This is a genomic window from Cryobacterium suzukii, assembly GCF_004403185.1.
GTDB lineage: Bacteria > Actinomycetota > Actinomycetes > Actinomycetales > Microbacteriaceae > Cryobacterium > Cryobacterium suzukii.
Map to the genome: position 1 here is coordinate 115,963 of NZ_SOHJ01000011.1, position 22,696 is coordinate 138,658.

A 22,696-nucleotide genomic window follows, 5' to 3' on the forward strand; every position below is an offset into this window, starting at 1 on the left:
TTTGTCTCAGGCAGCGAACATGATGCCCGGGTTCAGGATGCCCAGCGGATCGAACACCGCCTTGAGTTGGCGTTGCAGGTCGAGGCTGGTGTCGCCGATCTCATCCCGCAACCAGCGGCGCTTGAGCACGCCGACGCCGTGCTCGCCGGTGAGGGTGCCACCGAGAGCAAGGGCTGCCCGGAACATTTCGTCCGCCGCCGCCCAGATGTTGTCTGGTACCGGCGCATCCGCTGCCTCACCGCGCCGGCGGGCGATCACGAAGTTGGGATGCAGGTTGCCGTCGCCGGCGTGGGCGACGGTGGGAATGGGAATTCCGGTTCGCGCACTGATCTCGGCGATCGCTGCGAACATCTCGGCCATGCGCGAGCGCGGCACCGACACGTCTTCGATGAGCACCTGGCCCAGCTGCTCGAGGGCCGGGTGCATGGCCCGGCGGATGGCCAGCAGACGGTCGCCGGAGGCGGCATCCGTCGAGAGGGTGGCTTCACCGCCCGCCGCACGCAGCACGATGAGGGCGGCCTCGGCCTCGGCGAGGGCGGCCGGACCGTCGGTCTGCACGAGCAGGAACGCGCCGCCGCGAAGGGGCAGCCCGGCCGACCCCTCAGGGCCGAGGTAGGTCGCAACATGGCCAAGGGCGATCGGGTCGATCAGTTCCATGACGGCGGGACGGATGCGGGCGGCCGTGATGGCAGCGCTGGCTCGGGCCGCTGCCGTGACCGTGTCAAAAACCGCACCAATCGTGGCGACCGTACCGGGGGTCAGTGCGCGGACCCGCACCGTGGCCTCGACAATGACGCCGAGCGTGCCCTCTGACCCGGTCAGCAGGGCGGTGAGGTCGTACCCGGTGACCCCCTTGACCGTGCGATGGCCGGTGCGCAGCAGGCTGCCGTCGGCGAGAACGACGCTCAGACCGAGGACGGCCTCACGGGTGACACCGTACTTGGCACAGAGCAGACCGCCAGCGTTAGTGGCAATATTGCCGCCGATCGTCGAGATGGCTTTGCTTGCCGGATCGGGCGCAAACCACAGGTTGTGGTCGACGAGCGCGTCATTGAGGTGTTGGTTGATCACTCCGGCTTCGACGACGGCGAGTTCGTCGTCGGGGTTGATTTCGATAATGCGGGACAGTCCAGCCACGCTCAGCACGATGGATCCGTCGGTGCCGCAGGCTCCGCCCGACAGGCCGGTTCCCGCGCCACGCGTGACCACCGGTACCCGAAATTCGGTGGCAATGCGCAGCGTCGCTTGAACGTGATCTACCGTCGTAGCGCGCACGATGGCCAGCGGCGTGCCGCCTGCTACCCAGCCGGATTTGTCAGTGCGGTTGGCCGCAAGGTCGAGGGGGTCGACGGTGACGATTGCGCCGAGCTCGGACTGGAGGCGCAGCAGTGCGTTCATCGACCCAGCCTATCGAGCCGCTCCAGGTCTGATTTCCGCTACCGGCTCGTTGCGAGCCGTGACAGGCTGAAGGGGTGACCACTTCGCAATCCACCGACCCGGATTTCGCCGAGCGCTATCGCATCATGTGCTCGCGGGACACCCGCTTCGACGGGCAGTTCATCACCGGCGTGCACACCACCGGCATTTACTGCCGTCCGAGCTGTCCGGCTACAACCCCCCGGCCAGGCAACGTCTCGTTCTATCTTACCGCCGCAGCCGCGCACGAGGCCGGGCTGCGTGCGTGCAAACGCTGCCTGCCCGATGCTGTGCCAGGCTCTCCCGCCTGGAACATGCGTGACGACCTCGCCGCCCGGGCCATGCGCCTGATCGGTGACGGCGTCGTCGAACGCGACGGCGTGCAGGGGCTGGCCGCCAGACTCGGCTACACCCCGCGCCACCTGTCCCGTGTGCTCGTCGCCGAGCTCGGCGCCGGGCCGCTCGCCCTGGCGCGGGCACACCGCGCGCAGACGGCCCGCCTGCTGCTGTTGAACACCGAGCTGCCGATCACCGATGTGGCCTTCGCTGCGGGCTTTGGAAGCGTGCGGCAGTTCAACGACACCGTGGCGGCCGTCTACGAGCGCACCCCCTCGGAGGTGCGCAGCGCCCGGCGCACACCGCCAGCGCACCCACACCCGAGCCTCGATCTCGCCGAGACCAGGATCACTCTGCAGCTGCCGGCGCGGGCGCCGTTCGACGGCATCGGAGTGCTGCGCTTTCTCGGCACCAGGGCGCTGCCCGGCGTCGAAACGGCCACCGATACGAGCTACGAGCGCACCGTGCGACTGCCGCACGGCACGGCGACGGTGCTGGTGACCCTGTCGGGGACGGATGCTGCCCCGTCCCTGGCCTGCAGCATTCGTCTCGCGCAGCTCACAGACCTGGCACCGCTGGTCGGCCGAATCCGTCGATTATTTGATCTCGATGCGGATGCCCAGGCCATCGACCGCCACCTGGCCGCGGACCCGGCGCTGGCCGCCTCGGTCGCGCAGACCCCCGGCATCCGCGTACCGGGCAGCATGGACGCCGAAGAAACGCTGTTTCGGGCCCTGATCGGGCAGCAGATCTCGGTCGCCGCAGCCCGCACCGCGCTGACCAGGCTGGCCGACGCGCTCGGCGACCGCCTGCCGGGCCGCGAGCTGCGGCTGCTCTTTCCCACCCCGGCGCAGATTGCTGCGGGCGGTCGCGCAGTCTTGCGGGGGCCGGGCGCGCGCATCGAGACCATTCTGCGGGTGGCGCAGGCGCTGGCATCGGGCGATCTGGCGCCGTCTTTCGGGCAGACGCGGGCCGAGCTGGAGGCGAGCCTGGTGGCGCTGCCGGGAATCGGGCCGTGGACGGCCGGGTACGTGGCCATGCGGGTGCTCGGCAGCCCGGACATTTTACTCACGAGCGACTTAGCTCTTCGGCAGGGTGCCGGCCGCCTTGGGCTTTCGGTCGAACCCCGCGCACTCGCTGCCCGCGGAGCTGACTGGGCTCCGTGGCGCAGCTACGCCGGAATGCATCTGTGGCGAGCTGCTGCTTGCCCGGTATCCTCCAAGCGGACAGCTTGAGGGTTGGAGTACCCCACAGGGCCACCCAAGCCACGGCCAGCTAGCCTAGAAGAGTGAAATTTGCGCATCTGAGAGTTGACGGCTCCTCCGTTCCCCGATTGGCCGTGGTCTTCGACGATGCGGCGTTGTTCCTGGACGACGTCATGGATGACGCCCCCCGCGACCTGCAAGACCTGCTCGAACAGGGCGACTCCGGGTACGAACGCATCCGCGCGATCAGTCTCGACGCCGTCTCCAACGGCGCCGTACTGACCCCGGTCGACGAACTGCGGCACTCGTCCGCGGTGCTCCGACCGCCGCAGATCATCGCGATCGGCGCCAATTACGCGGCCCATTCCTCCGAGCTGAGCCTGCGCCTCGAAACCTCGGCGACCGTGTTCTCCCTCTGGCCAAACTCGCTCACCGGGCACGGCTCCACCATCACCTGGCCGCGTGACCTCACCACACAGGTCGACTACGAGGCGGAACTCGGCGTCATCATCGGCCGCCCGGCCCGCAACGTGTCGGTCGCCAACGCCCTGGACTATGTCTTCGGTTACACGGTCGTCAACGACATCACCGCTCGCGACCTGCAGTTCTCCGAGGCCCAGTGGTCTCGCTGCAAGTCCTTTGACGGTTTCACTCCGACCGGCCCCCTTGTGGTCACCGCCGATGAGATTGGCGACCCACAGGACCTGTGGCTGACCACCCACGTTGACGGTCGCATTCTGCAGGATGCTTCGAGCGGCGACATGGTGCGCACGGTGGCCGAGATCATCTCCTACCTGTCGAAGACGTCGACGCTGCTACCCGGCACCCTCATTTCCACTGGGAGCCCGGGCGGCGCCGGCTACAGCCGCAAGCCTCCGATCTTTCTGGGCGACGGGTCGACCGTGACCATTTCGATCGACAAGATCGGCATGCTCACCACGCACTGCCGCGAAATCTAGCTGGTAGATTCATTCAGGTAGGAGCACTCATGACCGACGGTGCACAACGGACGTCTGCGCAGGGCGTCCCCTCCTGGATCGACACGGTATAGCCCGATCCCGTCGCGGTCAGCTAGTTCTACGGTGCACTCTCGGCTGGACCTTTGCGAACGCGGTACCGGCTCAAGACCGTGGACTCCCCCGTGCCGCGATGGCGCGCATCCGCGACCCCGGGGCGCCGAGTTCACCGGGAGCGAGTTCCGGCCGCCGGCCTATCCCTGGCTAGTCGTGCCGCAGGCCGATCTGCGTTGCCGGGTTCAGAGCTACCAGCTCCCCCAATCGCTGCCGGTGCGCTCCCGCGGTGCCGAAGGCGATCTGGTCAGCCTTGGCGCGCTTCAGATAGAGATGTGCCGGGTATTCCCAGGTCATCCCGATGCCGCCGTGCAGCTGCACGCACTCCTCGGCGGCCTTCACCGCGACCTCTGAGCAGAAGGCCTGCGCCAGCGACGCCGCCACCTCCCGATCCGGGTCGCCGTCGGCCGCCGTCGCCGCGGCATAGCGCGCCGCCGCACGCGCCGACTCGACCAGGACGTACAGGTCGGCCAATCGGTGCTTTATCGCCTGGAGCCCGCCAACCGGGCGTCCGAACTGCTTGCGGTCAACCAGATACGAAACGAGGCGGTCCAGGCACCACTGCGCGACGCCCAACTGCTCAGAGGCCAGCAGCGCAGCCCCAACCTCGAGGGCCTCGCGAACCGCCGCGTCACCGGCATCCGCACCCACCACGAGGGTCGAGTCGGCCCCGGTGAAAACAATGTCGGCGAGCTGTCTGGTCATGTCCAGGGACGTGACCGTCTCGACAGTGACCCCCACCCCATCGACGTCAACCAGATGCAGCTCGACGCCCGCGCCGCTTCGAACCGGCACCACGAGCACGTCGGCGTCCAAGGCGCCAGCCACGCTTGTCACCGCACCGTGGAGCCTCCCCTCGCCGTCCATCCGAACGGCAGCCCGAAAGCCGAATGCGCTGAGGTGGAGCGGCACCGTCAGCGCTGCGGTGCGCTGCCCCGCGCCAAGGCCGTCCAGAATCTCGTGGTTGGTGCCGCGGAGCGCGGTCGTTGCGACCACGGCGCTGGTCAGGAACGAGACTGGCGCGACAAATCGGCCCAGCTCCTCCATGACGACCGCGGCCTCTCGGGCGGAAGCGCCGGCTCCACCGCGCTCCTCGGGCACCAGCAGCCCGGCCAGGCCGAGGTCCACGGAGAGCTCGCGCCACAGACTGGGCTGGAGGTCCCCCTCGCCGTCATACATGGCGATGACTCTGGCGGGGGTACATCGCACGGTGAGCAGATCGCGGAGATTCTGCCGCAGCGAGTCCTCGACCTCGCTATACAGCAGGTTGACACCCGTGCTGGTTGATGGAGGGGTCATCGGGGCAGGTCCTTCCAGGCGAGGTGCTTGTCGGTTCTCGGTTCGCTCGGCAGCCCGAGTACGCGCTCGGCCACAATGTTGCGCAGGATCTCCGACGTCCCGCCCTCGATCGAGTTACCTTTGGCCCGCAGGTAGCGGTAGCCGGCGTCACGGCCGGTGAACTCGACGATGTCCGGTCTGACCATCGTCCAACTGCTGTAACGCAGACCGTCCTCACCGAGCAGCTCGATCTCGAGACCGCTGAGCTGCTGGGCGAGCCGTGCAAAGCTCAGCTTCATCGCCGAGCCCTCCGGTCCTGGCTGACCGTGTATGACCTTCTGGCTAAGCCGCTGACCGGTGAGCCTGGCGACCTCAGCTTCCACCCACAAGGTCATCAGTCGGTCGTGAAGTTCCGGCGTGCGCAGCTCGGGTCGATTGCGCCAGGTCTCGGCCACGACGCCGACCATGCCGCTCTCGCGGGGTGCCGCCTGACCGCCGATGGCGACACGCTCGTTCATCAAGGTCGCGTTGGCGACCTGCCAGCCCGCGCCTTCGTCGCCGAGCCGGTAGGAGTCGGGGATGCGTACCTCGGAGAGGAAGACTTCATTAAACTCTGCCTCCCCGGTCAGCTGGCGAAGCGGCCGCACGTCGACCCCTGGATCGGTCATGTCACACAAGAAATAGCTCAGGCCGGCGTGTTTGGGGACATCCGGATCGGTGCGAGCCAGCAGGATCGCGAACCTGGCCGTATGCGCACTCGACGTCCACACCTTCTGCCCGTTGACCACCCAGGTGTCACCGTCCCGCACCGCGCGAGTGGCGACCGCGGCGAGGTCTGAGCCGGCGCCGGGTTCGCTGAACAACTGGCACCACACCTCCTCGCCGGTCCACAACGGTTTGAGGAAGCGCCGCTTCTGTTCCTCGGTCCCGAACGCGAGGATGGTGGGTGCGGCCATTCCAAGGCCGATCCCGTTGCGACGTGGGTCGTTGTCCGGCGCTCCGGCGGCCTCGAGAAGATCGTCGACGAACGGCTGAAAGTCGCGGGGCAGGTCCCTTCCGCCGAGCCCTTCGGGAAAGTGCACCCACGCCAGACCAGCATCGAAGCGGGCACGCAGGAAGTCGAGCCGGTCCGTGGTTGCCGGGTCGTGTGCGTCGAGCAGCCTCTCGACTCGTCGGCTCAGCTTCGCGAGCGCGGTCTCGTCGGCAGTCAGGACGTCACCGTCGAGGACGTCTTCGGTCATGATGACAGCACCCATGATGCTCTCCGTACTGCTGCCCGACGCTTGAGCTCGTTGCGGGCGAGCGCGTTCTTGTGCACCTCGTCTGGACCGTCGGCGAACCGCAGCGTGCGGATTCCGGCGAACGCGGATGCCAGCGGGAAGTCCTGGCTGAGACCTCCGGCGCCGTGCACCTGGATCGCCTTGTCCAGAATCCACTCGACGGCCTTGGGCGTGGCGATTTTGATAGCCTGAATCTCGGTGTGGGCACCCTCGTTGCCGACGGTGTCCATCAACCAGGCGGTCTTAAGGACCAGCAGCCGCAGCTGCTCGACGCGCACCCGCGACTCGGCGATCCAGTCGCGGACCACTCCCTGTTCGGCGATTGGCTTACCGAACGCGACCCGGTCGGAGGCACGGTCGCACATCAGCTCGATCGCGCGCTCAGCAACCCCAATCGACCGCATGCAGTGGTGGATGCGGCCAGGGCCGAGGCGGGCCTGGGCGATCGCGAACCCGTCCCCTTCGCCGCCGATCAGGTTGGTGGCCGGCACCCGCACGTCGGTGAACTCCAGTTCGGCGTGGCCACCGTGGTCGCGGTCGTCGTAACCAAACACCTGCATGTGGCGTTTGATGACCACGCCGGGGGTGTCACGGGGCACGAGAATCTGGCTCTGCTGGCGATGCCGGTCGGCGGACGGGTCGGTCTTGCCCATCACGATGAGAATCTTCGCGTCGGGGTTCATGGCACCGGTGATCCACCACTTGCGACCATTGATGACGTAATCGTCGCCGTCACGTTCGATGCGCGTACTGATATTTGTCGCGTCGGAGGAAGCGACATCCGGCTCCGTCATCGCAAAGGATGACCGGATTTCACCGGCGAGCAACGGCTCAAGCCACCGCAGCTTCTGCTCCTCCGTGCCGAACATCGCCAGCACCTCCATGTTTCCGGTGTCGGGAGCAGAGCAGTTCAGCGCCGCAGGGGCGAGGTGCCCGCTGCGTCCGGTGATCTCCGCCAGCGGCGCGTACTGGAGGTTCGTAAAGCCCGCGCCGTGCTCGCCGGGAAGGAAGAGGTTCCACAGACCACGCGCCCTGGCCTCGACCTTGAGTTCCTCGAGCACCGGTACCCGAGTCCAGGCCCACGGGTTCTTCAGGGCCTGGAATTGTTCTTCAAAGATGGCTTCGGCGGGGTAGATCTTCTCGTCCATGAAGGTCTGCAGCTTCTCGCGCAGCTCCTGGGTCGTTGTGTCGTAGGCAAAGTCCATCAGTTTTGCTCCTTCATCGATGTGAGACCAGCGGCAATCAAGGGTTCGACCATCGCGCCGACGGTGTCGAACCCGGCCCCCACCGTCTGGCCATGGATGTAGCGGTAGTGGATGCCCTCGAGGATCACGGCGAGCTTGAAGTGGGCCAGTCCGAGGTAGAACCCGATCGCCGACAGGTCGCGCGCGCTCTTGTCGGCATACCGGTTGAGCATCTCCGCATCGGTGAGGAATCCCGGCGCCGTGGAGGCATTCGTGACGGCGGAAGCCGTGCCGGGAACCGCCATCCGCTGGTAGACCAGCAACAAGGCCACGTCGGTGAGGGGGTCGCCGACGGTGGCCATCTCCCAGTCGATCACCGCGGCCACCTCATTGCCTTCGACCAGCAAGTTGTCGAGGCGGAAGTCCCCGTGCACCACGGCCGGCACGCCCTCGACCGGCAGCCTGGCCGCCAGGCTCTCGTGCAGCTCGTCGGCCCCCGCAAGTTCTCTGCTGCGTGAGGCGTCGAGCTGTTTCTGCCACCGCCGCACCTGGCGCGCCAGGAACCCCTCGGGTCGGCCGTACTCACTCAGCCCGACCGCCACGGGGTCGACCCGATGCAGGGTGGCCAGGGTGTCCACCATCCGCGCGGAGATCGCGGCCGTCTGCTCCGGCCCAAGCCGTTCCAGCTCGGCGGCATGACGGTACGCTGTGCCTTCCACCCGCTCCATCACGTAGAACGGGGCCCCGATCACGTCAGGGTCGTCGCACAGGGCATACGTTGCCGGCACCGGGACATCCGTGGCATGCAGCGCGGCCATCACGCGGTGTTCGCGCGACATGTCATGGGCGGTCGCCAGCACGTGTCCGAGTGGCGGTCGCCGTACGATCCAGCTGTTCTGGCTGTCGGCGACCTCGTACGTCAGGTTTGACTTGCCGCCCTCGATCAAGCGCGCACGAAGCGGTCCGTCGACGACCCCAGGACATGCTCGCTCAAAGAAGTCGCGGAACCGGTCCAGATCCAACCCGGGTACGTCGGTGTGGCCGATCCGATCGGCCGGTGAGTCGACGTCGTGTTTGTCCGGCCCCGACACGTCAGGCCACCAACAGGGAGAGGGTCTCGGTGACACAGGCTGGCTTGTCTCCGCCCTCGCGTTCGATCGTGACCCGGACCGTGGCCTGCGCGCCCTGCGGCCCCCGGCTGAGTTCGAGCAGCTCAGCACCGGCCCGGAGCTTTGACCCCACCGGAACCGGAGCAGGAAAACGCACCCTATTGGATCCGTAGTTCACGCCCATGCGTACGCCCGCAACAGTGTAGATCTGCCAGACCAGCTTGGGGACCAGCGACAGGGTCAGGTACCCGTGGGCGACCGTCGTACCGTACGGCCCGATGGCCGCCTTCTCCGGATCCACATGGATCCATTGGTGGTCGCCGGTTGCTTCCGCAAAGAGGTCGATCTGTGCCTGGGTGATCGTGTGCCACTCGCTGTAGCCGAGGTGCGTGCCGACCGCTTGCTCAAACTCGTCGAGCCCATTAAACGTCTTCACTGCTATCTCCTTTGCTGTCGACGGCCGCTATGCGCGCGGGCCGCCGGCGACGTAAATAACCTGCCCCGACACGAATGAGGCGTCCTCACGGGCGAAGAACGAAACCGTGGCGGCGATGTCCTCTGGTTGGCCCACGCGAGCCACCGGGATCTCCTTCGCGGCGGCGGTTTTGAAATCCTCGAATGACACGCCCATCCGCCTGGCCGTGTTGGCGGTCATCTCGGTCGCGATGAATCCGGGCGCGATGGCGTTCACCGTGACGCCGAACTTGCCGAGCTCGATCGCCAGGGTCTTGGTGAAACCTTGGAGGCCGGCCTTGGCGGCCGCGTAGTTGGCCTGCCCGCGATTGCCGAGCGCGGACACGCTGGAGAGGTTGACGATCCGGCCCCAGCCAGCCTGGGTCATGTGCTTCTGCGTGGCCTTGCTCATCAAGAACGCGCCACGCAGATGCACGCCCATCACGGCATCCCAATCGTCTGCGGTCATCTTGAACAAGAGGTTGTCACGCGTGATGCCGGCGTTGTTCACCAACACCGTAGGGGCGCCGAGTTCGCTCGCTACCCGGGCCACCGCGGTCTCCACCGCCTGCTCGTCTGCCACGTCAACGCCGACGGCCAGCGCCGTGCCCCCGCCGGCCTCGATTTCCGCCACGACCGGTGTGCAGGCATTCTGATCGAGGTCGAGGATGGCGACGGCGAAGCCGTCCTGACTCAACCGTTTGGCGACGGATGCCCCGATGCCGCGGGCCCCGCCGGTGACAATGGCGGTGCGGGGGCCTTGACTGGTGCTGTGCTGAGTGGTCATGAGTTCTCCTCCAGGTGTTCGTCGGTACTCAACGCCGGGATGAGCCGGGTGAGCTCTGTGCGGGTGGATTCGGAATGGGTGTGCAGGATCGTCTGTAGGCCGAGCCGGCTCGCGCCATCCGTGTTCGCCACGGCGTCGTCAATGAAGACGACACGTCGGGCTGGCACGTTTAACAGATCGAGAGTGTGCGAGAAGATCTCGGGGTTCGGTTTGCGCATGCCGATCTCGCCGGAGATCACGACCGGGTCGAACAGGGCATCGATCCGCTCGCGCGGGTATGTGTTGCCCCAACTATTTGACAGCAGCGCCACCCGAACACCGGCGCTCTTCAGATCCTGCACGAGTGCGAACATCACCGGGTCGGGTTGCATGTCCGCGAACAATCCCCTGAGCAATTCCAACGGCGGCAGGGCCTGACCGTTGACACCGACCAGCTCGGCTGCGAGCAGCACGTCGAACTCCACCATGCTCAGCTCGCCGGTCTCCAAGCGGTGAATCGGGCTTCCCGCGGGGGCCGAGCGGGACAACCAGGCCTTGAGCGTTCTGCAGAACGACGCCGGGTCGATCCCGTCCCGCTCGAGCCAGGCCGTGATCGAGTCGGATACCGACGTCGTGAGCACACCGCCGTAGTCGAACACGACGGCGTCGACGGAGGTTGACCCGAACGAAAGTTGCCCGTCGTACCCGTCTGCGGAGGGGGCCCCGACGATCCAGTCAGGAGACAAAGGTCACCCGGCCGACCGTGGCTCCGTTGGCGAGCCGCTGCAAGCCGTCCGCGACGTCATCGATGGCGAGCCGCTCACTGATCAGGGGCTTGGCCGCCCCGGCCGTGGCGAGTCTGGACAGCTCGTCGTGGCAGTGCCGCACCATCCGCGGGTCTTTCTTGGCGTAAAGGCCCCAGTGCAGTCCAACGATCGAATAGTTCTTGACCAGCGCGTGGTTGAGTGCGGCCGACTGGATTTGACCGCCGGCAAAGCCGACCACGAGGATCCGGCCCTCGAACGCGACACACTTGGTGGAGCGCTGGTAGGCGTCTCCGCCGACCGGGTCGTACACCACGTTGGCGCCGCGGCCACCGGTGACCTGTTTCACGACCTCAACGAAGTCCTCACTGTGCCGGTCCACGACGACATCCGCGCCGAGACTCCGCGCCACCTTGACCTTCTCTGGCCCACCGACGACGCCGATCACGACGGCACCGGCGGCCTTGCCGAGCTGCACGGCCGCACTGCCAACACCCCCCGCCGCTGCGTGCACGAGCAACGTCTCGCCCATCTGGAGCTGCGCCCTGCGGTGCAGCGCGAACCAGCCGGTCTGGTACCCGATGTAGAAGGCTGCCGCCTCGGCGTCGTCAAGCGCTCCCGGAGCGGGGAACGCTGTATCGGTGTCCATCAGCGCGAACTCGGCAAACCCACCGGAGGGAAGAACCGACAAGCCGATCACCCGTTCCCCCGCGGCGAACCCGGTGACGTTGTCGCCCAGCTCCACGATCTCACCGCAGAGCTCGACCCCAGGGGTAAACGGCAGCGGTGGCTTTACCTGGTACAGCCCCCGGCACATGAGAACGTCGGGGAAGTTGGCCGCGGCACCGAGCACACGAACCAGCAGCTGGCCGGGACCCGGCTGTGGGACTGGAACATCGGCCAGACCCATGACCTGGAGCGGCTCCCCCAGCTCGTGCACGCGCCACGCCTTCACGACCGGCTCCCCCGCAGGTCGAGACGACCCTGCAGCTTACGCATCCCGGCCAGCCAGTGGTCGGTCTTTGTGGCCCGGTGTTCGTAATAACCCTGAACCTCCGGATGCGGAAGAATCAGAAAACGGTCGTCCTGGAGCGCCTGCCACATCGTCTCGGCGACTTGCTCGGGCTCGAGCGCGGTGTCGCGACTCAGCAGCTCCTGGAGTGGACCGGCGTTGTCAAGCATCCGCGTCTTCACGCCTTGCGGGCAGATCACTTGTACGGTGACGCCACGATGGCCGTACGTGGCCGAAAGCCACTCGGCGAACGCGACGGCCGCATGCTTTGTCACCGAGTACGGAGCGCTGCCCAGCATGGTCAGCAGACCAGCCGCCGAGGCGGTGACCACGAGCCTGCCGCTACCGCTCTCGAGCCAGGTGGGTACGAGCCGCTGCGCAGCTCGAACATGCGCCATCAGATTTACCTCGAAGGCCTTGGCCCAATCTTCGGCGGGTGTGTCCAGGCCGGTTCCGAGGTCGATTCCGGCGTTCGCGAAGTAGATGTCGATCGCACCAAGATGCTCGCGGGCCGTGTCGATCAGGGCACTCACACCGGCCTCGGTGGCAGCGTCTCCGGGAATCGGGTGACCGCCGATCTCGTCGGCGACCGCGCGTGCGGCGTCGGCATCAAGGTCATTGACCACGACTCGGGCGCCGTGTGCTGCCATCGTGGTTGCGATCGCGCGGCCAATCCCGTGACCGGCGCCGGTGACGACCACACCCATGTCGAGCACATCCACGTCAGACACCTCCCGTGAGCGTCACTCCACCATCGACGACGAGAACCTGGCCGGTGATCCAGGCCGCATCCTCGGAGAGCAGGAAAGCCACGGCACTGCTGACATCCCGAGGCACGCCGAGCCGTTTGAGCGGGTACGCGGCGGCGACTTCGTCTTCACGGCCTTCGTAGAGCGCACTGGCGAACTTCGTTTTCACAACGGCGGGTGCGACCGCATTGACCCTGATGCTGGGGCCGAGTTCGACCGCGAGCTCGGTGGTGATGTGGGAGAGCATGGCTTTGCTCGCACCGTAGAAACCGATGCCGGGCGCGGGTTTCAGACCGGCCACCGAGGACACATTGACGATTGCTCCGCCGTGCTCGCCCATCCAGGCGCGGTGCGCCTGCTGCACCCAGGAAAGGGCCGCGAGGCAATTGACCTCGAAGATCTTGCGGGCCGCGTCGAGGTCGTGTTCCACCAACGGACCGTAGACTGGGTTGATCCCGGTGTTGTTCACCAGCAGGTCCAGGCGGCCGAACCGCTCGATGGTGCGCTTGACGGTGTCCGCCTGATGCTCGAGGTCGTCACTCTTGCCCGCGACCGCGATCGCGTGGTCGGGGCCACCGAGCGCCGTGACGGCCGCGTCCAGGGCATCCTGTTTGCGGGCGGTAATGGCGACCTTGGCACCACCGGCAACCAGCCGCTCGGCAATGTCAAACCCGATGCCGCGGCTCGCCCCGGTCACAACCGCGACCTTGCCGCTAAACCGGTCGCTCATCAGGAGAGCCTCTCGAGAACCATCGCCATGCCCATGCCGCCGCCGACGCACATGGTTTCAACGCCCCACTGTTTGTCGAGGGTTTGCAGTCCATTGATCAGCGTGCCGGTAATGCGGGCCCCGGTGGATCCGAATGGGTGGCCAAGGGCGATTGCGCCGCCGTGCACGTTGAGCTTGTCGATGTCGATGCCCAGTTCCTGGTACGACGGGATGACCTGAGCCGCGAAGGCCTCGTTGATCTCGAACAGGTCGATGTCGTCGATGCTCATCCCGGCACGCCTCAGGGCAAGGCGGGTAGCCTCGACCGGTCCGAAGCCCATGATCTCCGGTGAGAGGGCGGTGACCGCGGTCGAAACGACGCGGGCGAGTGGGGTCAGGCCCAGCTCCCTTGCCTTGGTGTCGCTCATGATGATGACGGCGGCGGCGCCGTCGTTGAGTGGGCAGGCGTTTCCTGCCGTGATGAGACCGTCTGGACGAAAAACCGGCTTCAAGCCGGCCATGCCCTCAGCCGTCACGCCGGCGCGGGGGCCGTCGTCGGCAGAGACGACGATTCCACCCGGCGTGGTGATCGGGGTGATCTCGCGGGCGAAGAATCCGTTGGCAATCGCCTGCTCGGCGAGGTTCTGCGACCGGGCTGCGAACTCGTCCATCTCCCGGCGCGAGACGCCCTTCATCCGGGCGAGGTTCTCGGCGGTCTGACCCATCGAGATGTACACGTCGGGGATCTGACCGTTCTCGCGCGGGTCCGCCCAACTGTCGGCGCCACCGTCCGTGAGCGCGGCGGTGCGGGCCTGGGCATCGGCATAGATCGGGTTGGTGAGGTCCTGCCCCGCGATCGTATCGCTGTTGCCCTTGACGAATCGGCTGACCGCCTCGACGCCGGCGGAGATGAAGACATCGCCCTCGCCGGCCTTGATAGCGTGCAGCGCCATGCGGGTGGTCTGCAAGGAGGAGGAGCAGTAGCGGGTAATCGTGGTGCCCGGCAAGAAGTCGTAGCCAAGATTTACCGCGACCACGCGGCCCATATTCATCCCCTGCTCACCGCCGGGCAAGCCACAGCCAAGCATGAGGTCGCTGATGTCGCGAGGGTCGAGCCCCGGCACCTTGTCGAGTGCCGCTCGCACAATCGTGGTGGCGAGCTCATCCGGTCTCACGTCGACGAGCGATCCCTTAAAGGCGCGACCTATGGGAGAGCGTGCGGTGGAGACGATGACTGCTTCAGTCATAGGATGTTTCCTTTCGATGCGTCGATGCGTCGTTGCGCGGTTTCGCTGATTCAGCGATAAGTAGCGAATACTTGTGACTAAGCGCTTGCTTATTTCTAAGCGTTTGCTTAGTCTTCCCCATAGCGGGCATCCTCGTCAATACCCGATTACTAAGGACAGACATGATTCCTATCGGAAACGCCACCGACGCGCGCAGCAGGCTACTCGCGGCCGCGGTGGAGTCGTTCGCCGCCAGGGGCTTCCACGGCACGACGACCAGAGACATCGCCTCAGCGGCGGGAATGAGCCCGGCGGCTCTTTACGTGCACTACAAGTCAAAAGAAGATTTGCTCTACTTGATCTCGCGGAACGGCCACGCGCAAACTCTGCAGCTTGTCCGGGAAGCAGTCGGCAGCTCGAACGACCCGGTCGAACAACTTCTGGCCGTCGTTCGGGCTTTCACGATCCACCATGCACGCGGCCACACCAGCGCACGAATCGTGAACTACGAACTCGCGGCGTTGAGCCCGGACCACCTGAAAGAGATCGCCGCAATCCGGCGCGGGATCGAGAAGGAGATGCGCGGCGTCGTCGAGGCAGGGGCCGCCGTCGGCGCCTTCCGCACGTCCAGCCCTCAGATGACGGCGCTGGCTCTCTTATCGCTCGGTATCGACGTCGCCCGGTGGTACCGGGATGAGGGCGAGTGGGGCCCAGAGAAGATCGCCGACTATTACTGTGAGCTGGCGTTGCGCCTCGTCGGTGCGCAGCGCGAGCCGCCCACGATGGAAACGGCGACGACACTTTCAAGCGGTACAACTGCACCCCAAACGAGAGCTGTTTTACCTGATCAAACTCGTATTTCATCCACCTAACGACGTCAGATCACCAATCCGTCCGATCGATGTCACGAAAACGCTGCCAGCGTCTCTCGCACGGGATCATCCCTGTCCGACCGGCAGGTAGCAGAAGGAGTAATGAAGTGAAAATCATTGTGCTTGTGAAGCAGGTGCCGGATACCGAGGAAGAGCGCAAACTTGACCTCGGGTCGGGAGTTCTTGATCGCGGGGCGAGCGAGAGGATTATCGACGAGGTCAACGAGCGTGCGCTGGAGGTTGCGCTGTTATACAAAGACTCGAACAAGGGGACTGAGGTTGTAGCGCTGTCGATGGGCCCAGAGTCCGTGATCCAGTCCCTGCGCAAGGCGTTGTCCATGGGCGCGGATTCCGCGATGCACGTGCGCGATAATGCACTGGCCGGGTCAGATGTAAGTCGGACCGCTGCGGTATTGGCCGCTGCGCTGAGGAACACACGTTTTGACCTCGTCGTCGCCGGCAACGAGTCGACGGATGGCCGTGGCGGGGTGGTTCCGGCGATGATCGCCGAACATCTGGGCCTGCCGCATCTCACCTATCTCAACTCGACCGAGATCTCCGACACTGGTGTGAGCGGAGTGCGTGCGGGCGAAGACGGGACGCTGAGTGTGCATGCCGCGTTGCCCGCGGTTATTTCGGTCACGGAACGGGTGGCCGAGGCACGTTTTCCAAACTTCAAGGGCATCATGACGGCCAAGAAGAAACTACTCGAAGTGATATCACTGAGCCAGTTGGGCTTCGACCCGGCATTGGCGCGAATGAGTAGTTCCGTCGTGGTGTCCACGAGTGAGCGACCGGCGCGCACAGCCGGTAAAACGATCGTCGATGAGGGTACCGCGGGCGTGGAGCTTGCTGAGTACCTCGCGGCCGGACACCTGATCTAACGGAGGAATCGATAATGTCTAACATTCTGGTACTGATTGAGCTGTCCAACACGGGTGAAACAAGGAACACGGCACCCGAGTTGCTTGCCGTCGCACGCAGGCTTGGCACCCCCGTAGCCGTCGTTGCGACGTCGCCCGTTGGCAGCGCCGGGCTCGCGGCCAAACTTGGCTCCTATGGCGCCGCGCAGGTGTACCTGGTCGAGAGTGCCGGGGTCGGCACGTTGCTCGTTGCCCCACAGCTCGAAGCGCTCGCCGCCGCGGTCGAGGCGCTCGACCCCGCCGCGGTTCTGGTGGCCAATTCCGTCGAGGGGCGGGATGTCGCCGCGCGACTTTCCGTGCGCACCGGGGCGGGACTCATAATTGATGCTGTCGATCTGCGATCGGAAGGCGGACGGGTTCTGGCGACGCACTCGGTGTTCGGTGGGGCTTACACGGTCGAGTCCACGGTCGTGGGCGTCCTGCCGATCGTCACCGTTCGGCAGGGAGCCATCCAAGACCGGGCGGAAGCCGTCACGCCGAGCGTTACGGAGACATCCGTCAGTGTTCAGGCCGCGAATGCGGCCGTGATTGATGCCGTCATTCCCGCTGTAGCCTCTGGACGGCCGGCGTTGCGGGGAGCGGCCACGGTGGTGTCCGGCGGTCGCGGCCTCGGGTCCAAGGCGGACTTCATACTGGTCGAGCAGCTCGCCGACGTGCTGGGCGCGGCTGTCGGTGCGTCGCGCGCCGCGGTTGATGCCGGCTTCGTGCCCCAGTCTTCGCAGGTTGGCCAGACCGGAACCACCGTGTCGCCACAACTATATGTCGCACTTGGAATATCAGGTGCGATCCAGCACCGAGCGGGAATGCAGACCGCAAAGACGATCGTCGCGATCAATAAGGATGCCGATGCGCCGATCTTCGACGTCGCGGACTTTGGCGTTGTTGGTGACGTGTTCACCGTTGTGCCCCAACTTATCGAAGCCATCCAAGCTCTCCGGCAGTGATCTGCGGCTCTGTCGGAGCGAGTTCCGACAGAGCCGCACTACCCAACCTGAACCTCCTGTATGCCGCGACCGGAGCTGGCTCGGCTTGTGGATCTTAGCCGGATGACTCGTCGTCAAAGTCATCGCCCGGGTCGCCGCGCGGCCGCCGTTTCTCCGACCAGTCGCATCCCCGACCGGAAATCACCCGCTAAACCGGTCGGCGACCGCCCGACGGCGTTAACCCAGGAAGCCGCGGATCGAGGAGTGTCCCTTCAACAGGTTTCGGGCGATGGTGCGGCGCTGAATTTCGTCGGTGCCCTCGTAGATGCGCAGCAGACGGAGCTCCCGATACCATCTCTCAATCGGTAGCTCACGCGTGTAGCCCATACCGCCGTGTATCTGTAGTACCCGGTCGACGATCTCGTTGGCCTTAACCCCACCGTATAACTTAGCCATCGACTGGGCCTGGCGTGAGTCGATCCCGGCGTCGACCTGCCACGCCGCTGACAGCACGAGCCAGCGCAGCGCCTCGATCTCCACTGCGGAGTCGGCGACCATCCATTGGATCGCCTGGCGCTCAGCGACCGGCTGACCGAAGGTGACCCGGTTGCGGGCGTGCTCCATGCCCATCTCGACCAGACGCTCGCTGGCGCCCAGTGCGCGGGCTGGCAGCAGGTAACGACCCTTGCCGATCCACTTCATGGCAAGCTCGAAGCCCCTGCCCTCCTCGCCGAGAATGGCCGAGTGCGGCACGCGTACGTTGTCGAAGATCAGAGACGCCGGGCCCCACTCCCCCATGGTGTCAATGTACTCCGACGTCCAGCCCTGGTCGCGGTCGACGAGAAAACAGGTGATCCCGCCATCGGCCCCCTTCTCTTTGTCGGTGACGGCGAAGACCATCGTGAAGTCGGCCTCGTTGCCCCCGGTGATGAAGGTCTTCTCGCCGTTGATCACCCACTCATCACCCTCACGTTTGGCGGAGGTGCGGATGGCGCTAGCGTCTGAGCCAGCCCCCGGCTCGGTGATCGCGAAGCAGCTCCTGCGTTCGCCACTGATCGTGGGGAGGAGATACCTCTGCTTCTGCTCCTCGTTGGCGCGGTACAGGATGTTGTCCGCCTCACCACCGAACTTGAACTGCACGAACGAGCGTCCCAGCTCAACTTCGACGAGGGCGTTCATCACCGCGCCGAGCCCCATGCCGCCGTACTCCTCGGGTGTTGGCACCCCAAAGAACCCGGCGCTCTTCGCCTTGTCCCGAAGGGCGTCCAGCTCTTTTTGCTTCAGGCCCGGCTCATTCCGGCGCTCACGGCTGAGTACCTCCGGCTCAAGCGGGATGATCTCCTTGCGCACAAAGGTGCGCACCCACTCGCGGATCTCACGTTCTTCTGCGGACAAATTCAGGTCCATGACCTCACGCCTCCCTGTTATTGGCGAACTGCGCACGCAGCACGCGCTTGAGTACCTTGTGGCTCGGCCCCATCGGCAGGGCTTCCACTACTTCGATGCGTCGCGGATATTTATGCCCGCCCAGCCGTTCCCGTGACCATTCGACGAGTGCCGCACCATCAAGGTTTTCCCCCTTGTTCGGGATCACGACGGCGCAGACCTCCTCGCCGCGTTGCTCATCGGGGATACCGATCACCGCCACCTGCGCAATCGCCGGGTGCCTCATCAGTACCTCTTCCACCTCACGCGGGTAGACGTTGAATCCACTGCGGATGATCAGGTCCTTCTTGCGGTCCATGATCGTGATGAACCCGTCAGCGTCTTTCTGCCCGATATCGCCGGTACGGAACCAGCCGTCGACAATCGCGTCCGCGGTTGCCTCCGGGTTGTCGAGGTAACCGGCAAACACATTGTGGCCCCGGATCACAATCTCGCCGAGCTGACCATCGGGATACAGTTCGATCCGGTCGTCCAGGGTGTCGTTGGCGATCTCGACCTCCACGCCCCAGATCGCGTGGCCCACTGTGCCGGCCTTACTCCCGAACCAATGCTGATTCACCGAGGCCGTCGGCGATGTCTCCGACAGGCCGTAGCCCTCGTAGATTGTGGTGTCAAATGTTGCCTCGAACCGCTCCAGGACTGCCACGGGCAGTGAGGCACCCCCTGAGATGCAGTCGCGCAGCTTCGGTAGCGCGCTGGCCTCGGCGGCAGCCCCGAGCAGCTGCACGTACATCGTCGGCACACCGAAAAAAAGCGTCGCACCCTCGTCGTGCATGAACTCGATGGCCTTCGCGGCGTCGAAACGCGGCTGGAGTAGCAGCGTCGCGCCGACCCGGAACGTGGAGTTCATCGAGACGGTCTGACCGAAGGTGTGGAACAACGGAAGGGAGCCCATCACGACGTCGTCGCGCGTGAACTGGTTGGCGTCGAAGGCATTTGTCATCGCGTTCATCACGAGGTTCAGGTGAGTCAACAGTGCGCCCTTGGGACGGCCCGTCGTACCACTGGTGTACAGGACCACCGCCGGGTCCTCGGCCTGCCTGGTGGCGAACGTCCGCAGTGGCTGGGTGTTGGTAGCGAAGCCCTCCAGCGCCCACGCTGACACCCCGACAGACCTGGCCGCTGTGGTTGCGATGTCGGCGAAGCTGGCTTCGTACAGCACGGCGCGCGCGCCGGAATTGCCGACGATGTACGCAGCCTCCTCGGCATTGAGCAGAGTCGGCACCGGCACGACGACCCCGCCGCTGGCAAGAATGCCGTAGTAGCCACGGACGAAGTCGGCCACGTTCGGGGCGAGCAGGGCGATCCGGTCGCCGGGACCGATGCCGTTGGCGACCAGCGCTGCACCATATCGCCGGGCATCCTCCCAGAGCTGCGCGTAGCTCAGCCGAAGGTCACCTTGAACGATCGCAATTTTGTCGGGCCCCCGGCGAGCGGACTCGGCCAGGATTGTTGCCAAGGAAAGAGTGGTCATGATTCTCCTCATTTGTGGGAAATGCGTTGTCGGGCCTGGGCCGGTGGTCGGGTGAGCTATCAGCCGGCGGACTCGGGGATACCGCTGGCCGGTGGCCCATCGTCGGCAGCCGAGCCGTCCTCCTCGATCGGTGAGTCGCCGAGATCGGTCACGAGCACCGGCGTCAACGGATCGCTCGCGCCGTCGTTAATCTCGACGATCCGCATTCCGGAGATGCCAAGGTGGCTGTCGACCGAGTAGCGGTACGGAGCCAGCGACGGGTTTGCGGCGGCGCCGCCCATCTTCTCAAGAGCGTCGACGATGCCCTCACGAGTCGGGTTCTCACCCGCGGCCTGCAACGCCTGCACGAATGTATACGCCGCTGACATGCCGAAGATACGGTAGTTGGTCAGTTCGCCAGCCTCGCCGTGTTCGTCCCACACTTTCTGCCACAGTTTGACCCACGCGTTGTCGGTGGCGTCGACACCCGGCATGTACTCGGTGGTGAGCGCGCCGTCCAACGGGTTCGTCGCAGCGACCGCGCCCTTGGAGAAGTTGGACAGCAGGGAGCCGATGAGTGCGGGGTCGGAGCCGATGTTGGCGTAGAACCACTGCGGATCGTAGTTCAGTTTCATGGCCGCCAGCTGGCTCAGCGCGGTGTACGACGGCACGTTGAAACCGAGCACGAGATCGGCCCCGGCCGCCTCGAGGGCGGTGATCTGCGGGGCAACGTCGGTATTGCCACTGGTGTAGCGCTGCACCTCGACGATCTGGTCTTCAATATAGGGACGTAGTCCCCTTTCGCTGTCTTCGCCCAGATCGTCGTCCTGAAGGAACAGGCCGACCTTGGCGTCTGGCATGTTCTCGGCCACCCACTGTCCGATGATCTTGCCCTCGATTTCGTAGTCCGGCTGCCAGCCGAAGGTGTACGGTTTGGCCTCCGGATCGTCACCCCACTGCCGAGATCCGGAGGCGACCAACAGATCAGGAACCTTCTCGCCGTTGAGGAAGTCGACGACCGCGCGGTGCGTTGGAGTCCCAAGGGCACTCAGCATCGCGAAGACACCGTCCTTGAACACGAACTCGTTGGTGACCTGACTGGTGGTGGTCGGGTTGTAGCCGTCATCTCGCACGATGTAGTCAATCTGGCGGCCGTGCACGCCCCCAGCGGCATTGACGTAGTCGAAGTAGGCCTGGGTACCGGTCGGGATCTCGCTGTATCCCGGCGCCGCAACTCCGGTGAGGGGGAAGGTGGCACCGATGGTCACTGAGGTTTCGGTGATGCCCGTTTCGGGCGCTGATACAGCGGCAGCATCGCCGCCACCGGACGGTCGACCGCCCGCGCCACAGGCGGTGACGAGCGCCCCTACCGTGACTAGCCCGACGATGGGGGTCATCCGTTTGGTCCATGATTTCATTGCATTGTCTCCTGTTTAGGGTGGAGTTCGTGGTGGATTGCCGGCGCGTCAGGGCTCCGGCGCCGGTGCCAGGCGTCACGGATCGTGCCGACCAGTCCGGCCGGTGCGAGCAGGATGACGAGCACGAGGGTGAGCCCATACGCGAACGGAGCGAGCTGCGCGGACTGCAGGTCGCTGAGGCCGACGCTGAGGCCGAGTCCGGTGATCGTCTGGGGCAGGAAAGTCAAGAGTGCGGCGCCGATGAGGGCGCCCACCAGGCTTCCGAGCCCGCCGAGAACGACCGCGGTCAGGAGCGAAAGCGACAACGTGAGCGTGAAGCCACTCGGTGCTGCAAGCCGCACGACCATTACCATGACGCTGCCAGCGAGGCCGGCGCACGCCGCGCTGACCACGAATGCTGTGACCCTGGCACGGCCCACGTTGATGCCGGCGATCTCCGCCGCGACCGCGTCGTCGCGCACGGCGCGCCACGTGCGGCCCATTCTGCTGGCGGACAGGTTCCCGAGCAGCACGAAGGTGACGATGAGGCCGAACCATCCGAGGTATGCCAAGTACTTACTGCTGGAGACGTCGTGCGCGGTGAGGAAGTACACCGCGTCAGCGAACCAGGCAGGGACCGTTGGCTGGGCGACGGATAGGCCCTGTTCGCCGCCGAACGTGTCACCGAAGAAGGAGGCGATACCGGGCACGGCAACGGCCAGGGCCAGGGTCGCTCCCGCGATGTACGGGCCGTGAAGTCTCGCCGCGGCGAGTCCGACCACGGCACCGACCACCACGGTCGCCAACATGGACAGGAGCATGACCACGGGCAGCGGCAGTAGTTTCGGTGCGTCGTGCACAATTAGCGCCGTCGTATAGGCGCCAACGGCCATGAACGCGCCATGACCCAGCGATAGCTGACCGTTCAAACCTGTCAGCACGGTGAGGCCGCCGACGGCGATGCCGAGGTACGCCATCGTGGCGAACTGCCCCTGTCGAAACGGGCCGACCGACTCCAGGACCGCTATCACGATCACCAGTCCGATCAATGCGCCAAGAATATTGCGTCTCAATGGGGTCCGGAGCAGGCGTGCTTTCAGCGAGTCCGATGAAATACGTGACATG

At 65.5% G+C, this 22,696-nt stretch carries 21 protein-coding genes; 5 read left to right on the top strand and 16 right to left on the bottom strand.

Going from position 1 to position 22,696, the window contains the following annotated elements; translation table 11 throughout:
- Positions 1–6: 6 nt before the first annotated feature.
- Entirely contained in the window at positions 7–1,398 is a 1,392-nt protein-coding gene (locus E3T39_RS10315) for an FAD-binding oxidoreductase (protein WP_134515008.1), read from the bottom strand.
- A gap of 74 nt (positions 1,399–1,472) precedes the next feature.
- Here E3T39_RS10315 and E3T39_RS10320 point away from each other — a divergent pair, with 74 nt between their 5' ends.
- Positions 1,473–2,987, top strand: a complete 1,515-nt coding sequence (locus E3T39_RS10320; protein ID WP_255455925.1) for an AlkA N-terminal domain-containing protein — start codon at positions 1,473–1,475, stop codon at positions 2,985–2,987.
- A 53-nt stretch (positions 2,988–3,040) separates the two neighbouring features.
- Positions 3,041–3,916, top strand: coding sequence for a fumarylacetoacetate hydrolase family protein (locus E3T39_RS10325; protein WP_166784101.1), 876 nt, complete (start codon positions 3,041–3,043; stop codon positions 3,914–3,916).
- Positions 3,917–4,177: 261 nt separating this feature from the next.
- Here the strand turns inward: E3T39_RS10325 and E3T39_RS10330 are convergent, their stop codons facing one another.
- From E3T39_RS10330 to E3T39_RS10380, 11 genes are read right to left on the bottom strand one after another with little or no spacing between them, the layout of a single operon-like run.
- Positions 4,178–5,326 (bottom strand): acyl-CoA dehydrogenase family protein, encoded by a 1,149-nt coding sequence (locus tag E3T39_RS10330; protein WP_134515010.1) that lies wholly within the window; start codon positions 5,324–5,326, stop codon positions 4,178–4,180.
- Positions 5,323–6,561, bottom strand: coding sequence for an acyl-CoA dehydrogenase family protein (locus tag E3T39_RS10335; protein ID WP_241979649.1), 1,239 nt, complete (start codon positions 6,559–6,561; stop codon positions 5,323–5,325). The genes E3T39_RS10330 and E3T39_RS10335 overlap by 4 nt, the downstream gene beginning before the upstream one ends.
- Positions 6,543–7,790 (bottom strand): acyl-CoA dehydrogenase family protein, encoded by a 1,248-nt coding sequence (locus E3T39_RS10340; protein WP_134515012.1) that lies wholly within the window; start codon positions 7,788–7,790, stop codon positions 6,543–6,545. Before E3T39_RS10340 ends, E3T39_RS10335 begins: the two co-directional genes overlap by 19 nt.
- Positions 7,790–8,860 (bottom strand): phosphotransferase family protein, encoded by a 1,071-nt coding sequence (locus tag E3T39_RS10345; protein WP_241979650.1) that lies wholly within the window; start codon positions 8,858–8,860, stop codon positions 7,790–7,792. Before E3T39_RS10345 ends, E3T39_RS10340 begins: the two co-directional genes overlap by 1 nt.
- A 1-nt stretch (position 8,861) precedes the next feature.
- Positions 8,862–9,314: a MaoC family dehydratase gene (locus E3T39_RS10350; RefSeq protein ID WP_134515014.1), complete on the bottom strand. Its 453-nt coding sequence runs from the start codon at positions 9,312–9,314 to the stop codon at positions 8,862–8,864.
- Positions 9,315–9,341: 27 nt separating this feature from the next.
- The gene (gene fabG, locus E3T39_RS10355) at positions 9,342–10,118 is read right to left on the bottom strand and encodes a 3-oxoacyl-ACP reductase FabG (RefSeq protein WP_134515016.1); all 777 of its coding nucleotides are present in this window, start codon (positions 10,116–10,118) and stop codon (positions 9,342–9,344) included.
- Positions 10,115–10,843 carry an HAD family hydrolase gene (locus E3T39_RS10360; protein ID WP_198416117.1) on the bottom strand — a complete coding sequence of 243 codons (729 nt, stop codon included), beginning with the start codon at positions 10,841–10,843 and terminating at the stop codon, positions 10,115–10,117. The genes fabG and E3T39_RS10360 overlap by 4 nt, the downstream gene beginning before the upstream one ends.
- Positions 10,833–11,816, bottom strand: coding sequence for an NADPH:quinone oxidoreductase family protein (locus E3T39_RS10365; protein WP_134515018.1), 984 nt, complete (start codon positions 11,814–11,816; stop codon positions 10,833–10,835). The genes E3T39_RS10360 and E3T39_RS10365 overlap by 11 nt, the downstream gene beginning before the upstream one ends.
- Positions 11,813–12,595, bottom strand: a complete 783-nt coding sequence (locus E3T39_RS10370; RefSeq protein WP_134515020.1) for an SDR family oxidoreductase — start codon at positions 12,593–12,595, stop codon at positions 11,813–11,815. Before E3T39_RS10370 ends, E3T39_RS10365 begins: the two co-directional genes overlap by 4 nt.
- A gap of 1 nt (position 12,596) precedes the next feature.
- Positions 12,597–13,352, bottom strand: coding sequence for an SDR family oxidoreductase (locus tag E3T39_RS10375; protein ID WP_134515021.1), 756 nt, complete (start codon positions 13,350–13,352; stop codon positions 12,597–12,599).
- A complete protein-coding gene (locus tag E3T39_RS10380) occupies positions 13,352–14,578 on the bottom strand; it encodes an acetyl-CoA C-acetyltransferase (RefSeq protein ID WP_134515023.1) in 1,227 nt (408 codons plus the stop codon). The genes E3T39_RS10375 and E3T39_RS10380 overlap by 1 nt, the downstream gene beginning before the upstream one ends.
- Positions 14,579–14,739: 161 nt before the next feature.
- On the opposite strand from E3T39_RS10380, the gene E3T39_RS10385 reads away from it, so the two are divergent.
- The 3 genes from E3T39_RS10385 to E3T39_RS10395 all read left to right on the top strand — a co-directional run bounded on the left by E3T39_RS10385 (position 14,740) and on the right by E3T39_RS10395 (position 17,296).
- Positions 14,740–15,429: a TetR/AcrR family transcriptional regulator gene (locus E3T39_RS10385; protein ID WP_134515025.1), complete on the top strand. Its 690-nt coding sequence runs from the start codon at positions 14,740–14,742 to the stop codon at positions 15,427–15,429.
- A gap of 107 nt (positions 15,430–15,536) precedes the next feature.
- Positions 15,537–16,313, top strand: a complete 777-nt coding sequence (locus E3T39_RS10390; RefSeq protein ID WP_134515027.1) for an electron transfer flavoprotein subunit beta/FixA family protein — start codon at positions 15,537–15,539, stop codon at positions 16,311–16,313.
- Between the two features lie 14 nt (positions 16,314–16,327).
- Positions 16,328–17,296, top strand: a complete 969-nt coding sequence (locus E3T39_RS10395) for an electron transfer flavoprotein subunit alpha/FixB family protein (protein WP_134515029.1) — start codon at positions 16,328–16,330, stop codon at positions 17,294–17,296.
- 216 nt (positions 17,297–17,512) lie between these two features.
- Here the strand turns inward: E3T39_RS10395 and E3T39_RS10400 are convergent, their stop codons facing one another.
- The 4 genes from E3T39_RS10400 to E3T39_RS10415 are packed head-to-tail and all read right to left on the bottom strand — an operon-like array spanning position 17,513 to position 22,695.
- A complete protein-coding gene (locus E3T39_RS10400; protein ID WP_134515031.1) occupies positions 17,513–18,682 on the bottom strand; it encodes an acyl-CoA dehydrogenase family protein in 1,170 nt (389 codons plus the stop codon).
- A 4-nt stretch (positions 18,683–18,686) separates the two neighbouring features.
- Positions 18,687–20,195: a long-chain-fatty-acid--CoA ligase gene (locus E3T39_RS10405; RefSeq protein WP_134515033.1), complete on the bottom strand. Its 1,509-nt coding sequence runs from the start codon at positions 20,193–20,195 to the stop codon at positions 18,687–18,689.
- 59 nt (positions 20,196–20,254) lie between these two features.
- Positions 20,255–21,592, bottom strand: coding sequence for an ABC transporter substrate-binding protein (locus E3T39_RS10410; protein ID WP_134515035.1), 1,338 nt, complete (start codon positions 21,590–21,592; stop codon positions 20,255–20,257).
- Positions 21,589–22,695 carry a branched-chain amino acid ABC transporter permease gene (locus E3T39_RS10415; protein ID WP_134515037.1) on the bottom strand — a complete coding sequence of 369 codons (1,107 nt, stop codon included), beginning with the start codon at positions 22,693–22,695 and terminating at the stop codon, positions 21,589–21,591. The genes E3T39_RS10410 and E3T39_RS10415 overlap by 4 nt, the downstream gene beginning before the upstream one ends.
- Position 22,696 lies beyond the last annotated feature (1 nt).

What these genes read in the sequence shown, in the direction of transcription:
- E3T39_RS10315 (WP_134515008.1), bottom strand. Translation starts at nt 1,398, where the DNA reads ATGAACGCACTGCTGCGCCTCCAGTCCGAGCTCGGCGCAATCGTCACC.
- E3T39_RS10330 (WP_134515010.1), bottom strand. Translation starts at nt 5,326, where the DNA reads ATGACCCCTCCATCAACCAGCACGGGTGTCAACCTGCTGTATAGCGAG.
- E3T39_RS10335 (WP_241979649.1), bottom strand. Translation starts at nt 6,561, where the DNA reads ATGGGTGCTGTCATCATGACCGAAGACGTCCTCGACGGTGACGTCCTG.
- E3T39_RS10340 (WP_134515012.1), bottom strand. Translation starts at nt 7,790, where the DNA reads ATGGACTTTGCCTACGACACAACGACCCAGGAGCTGCGCGAGAAGCTG.
- fabG (WP_134515016.1), bottom strand. Translation starts at nt 10,118, where the DNA reads ATGACCACTCAGCACAGCACCAGTCAAGGCCCCCGCACCGCCATTGTC.
- E3T39_RS10375 (WP_134515021.1), bottom strand. Translation starts at nt 13,352, where the DNA reads ATGAGCGACCGGTTTAGCGGCAAGGTCGCGGTTGTGACCGGGGCGAGC.
- E3T39_RS10380 (WP_134515023.1), bottom strand. Translation starts at nt 14,578, where the DNA reads ATGACTGAAGCAGTCATCGTCTCCACCGCACGCTCTCCCATAGGTCGC.
- E3T39_RS10385 (WP_134515025.1), top strand. Translation starts at nt 14,740, where the DNA reads ATGATTCCTATCGGAAACGCCACCGACGCGCGCAGCAGGCTACTCGCG.
- E3T39_RS10395 (WP_134515029.1), top strand. Translation starts at nt 16,328, where the DNA reads ATGTCTAACATTCTGGTACTGATTGAGCTGTCCAACACGGGTGAAACA.
- E3T39_RS10400 (WP_134515031.1), bottom strand. Translation starts at nt 18,682, where the DNA reads ATGGACCTGAATTTGTCCGCAGAAGAACGTGAGATCCGCGAGTGGGTG.
- E3T39_RS10405 (WP_134515033.1), bottom strand. Translation starts at nt 20,195, where the DNA reads ATGACCACTCTTTCCTTGGCAACAATCCTGGCCGAGTCCGCTCGCCGG.
- E3T39_RS10410 (WP_134515035.1), bottom strand. Translation starts at nt 21,592, where the DNA reads ATGAAATCATGGACCAAACGGATGACCCCCATCGTCGGGCTAGTCACG.
- E3T39_RS10415 (WP_134515037.1), bottom strand. Translation starts at nt 22,695, where the DNA reads ATGTCACGTATTTCATCGGACTCGCTGAAAGCACGCCTGCTCCGGACC.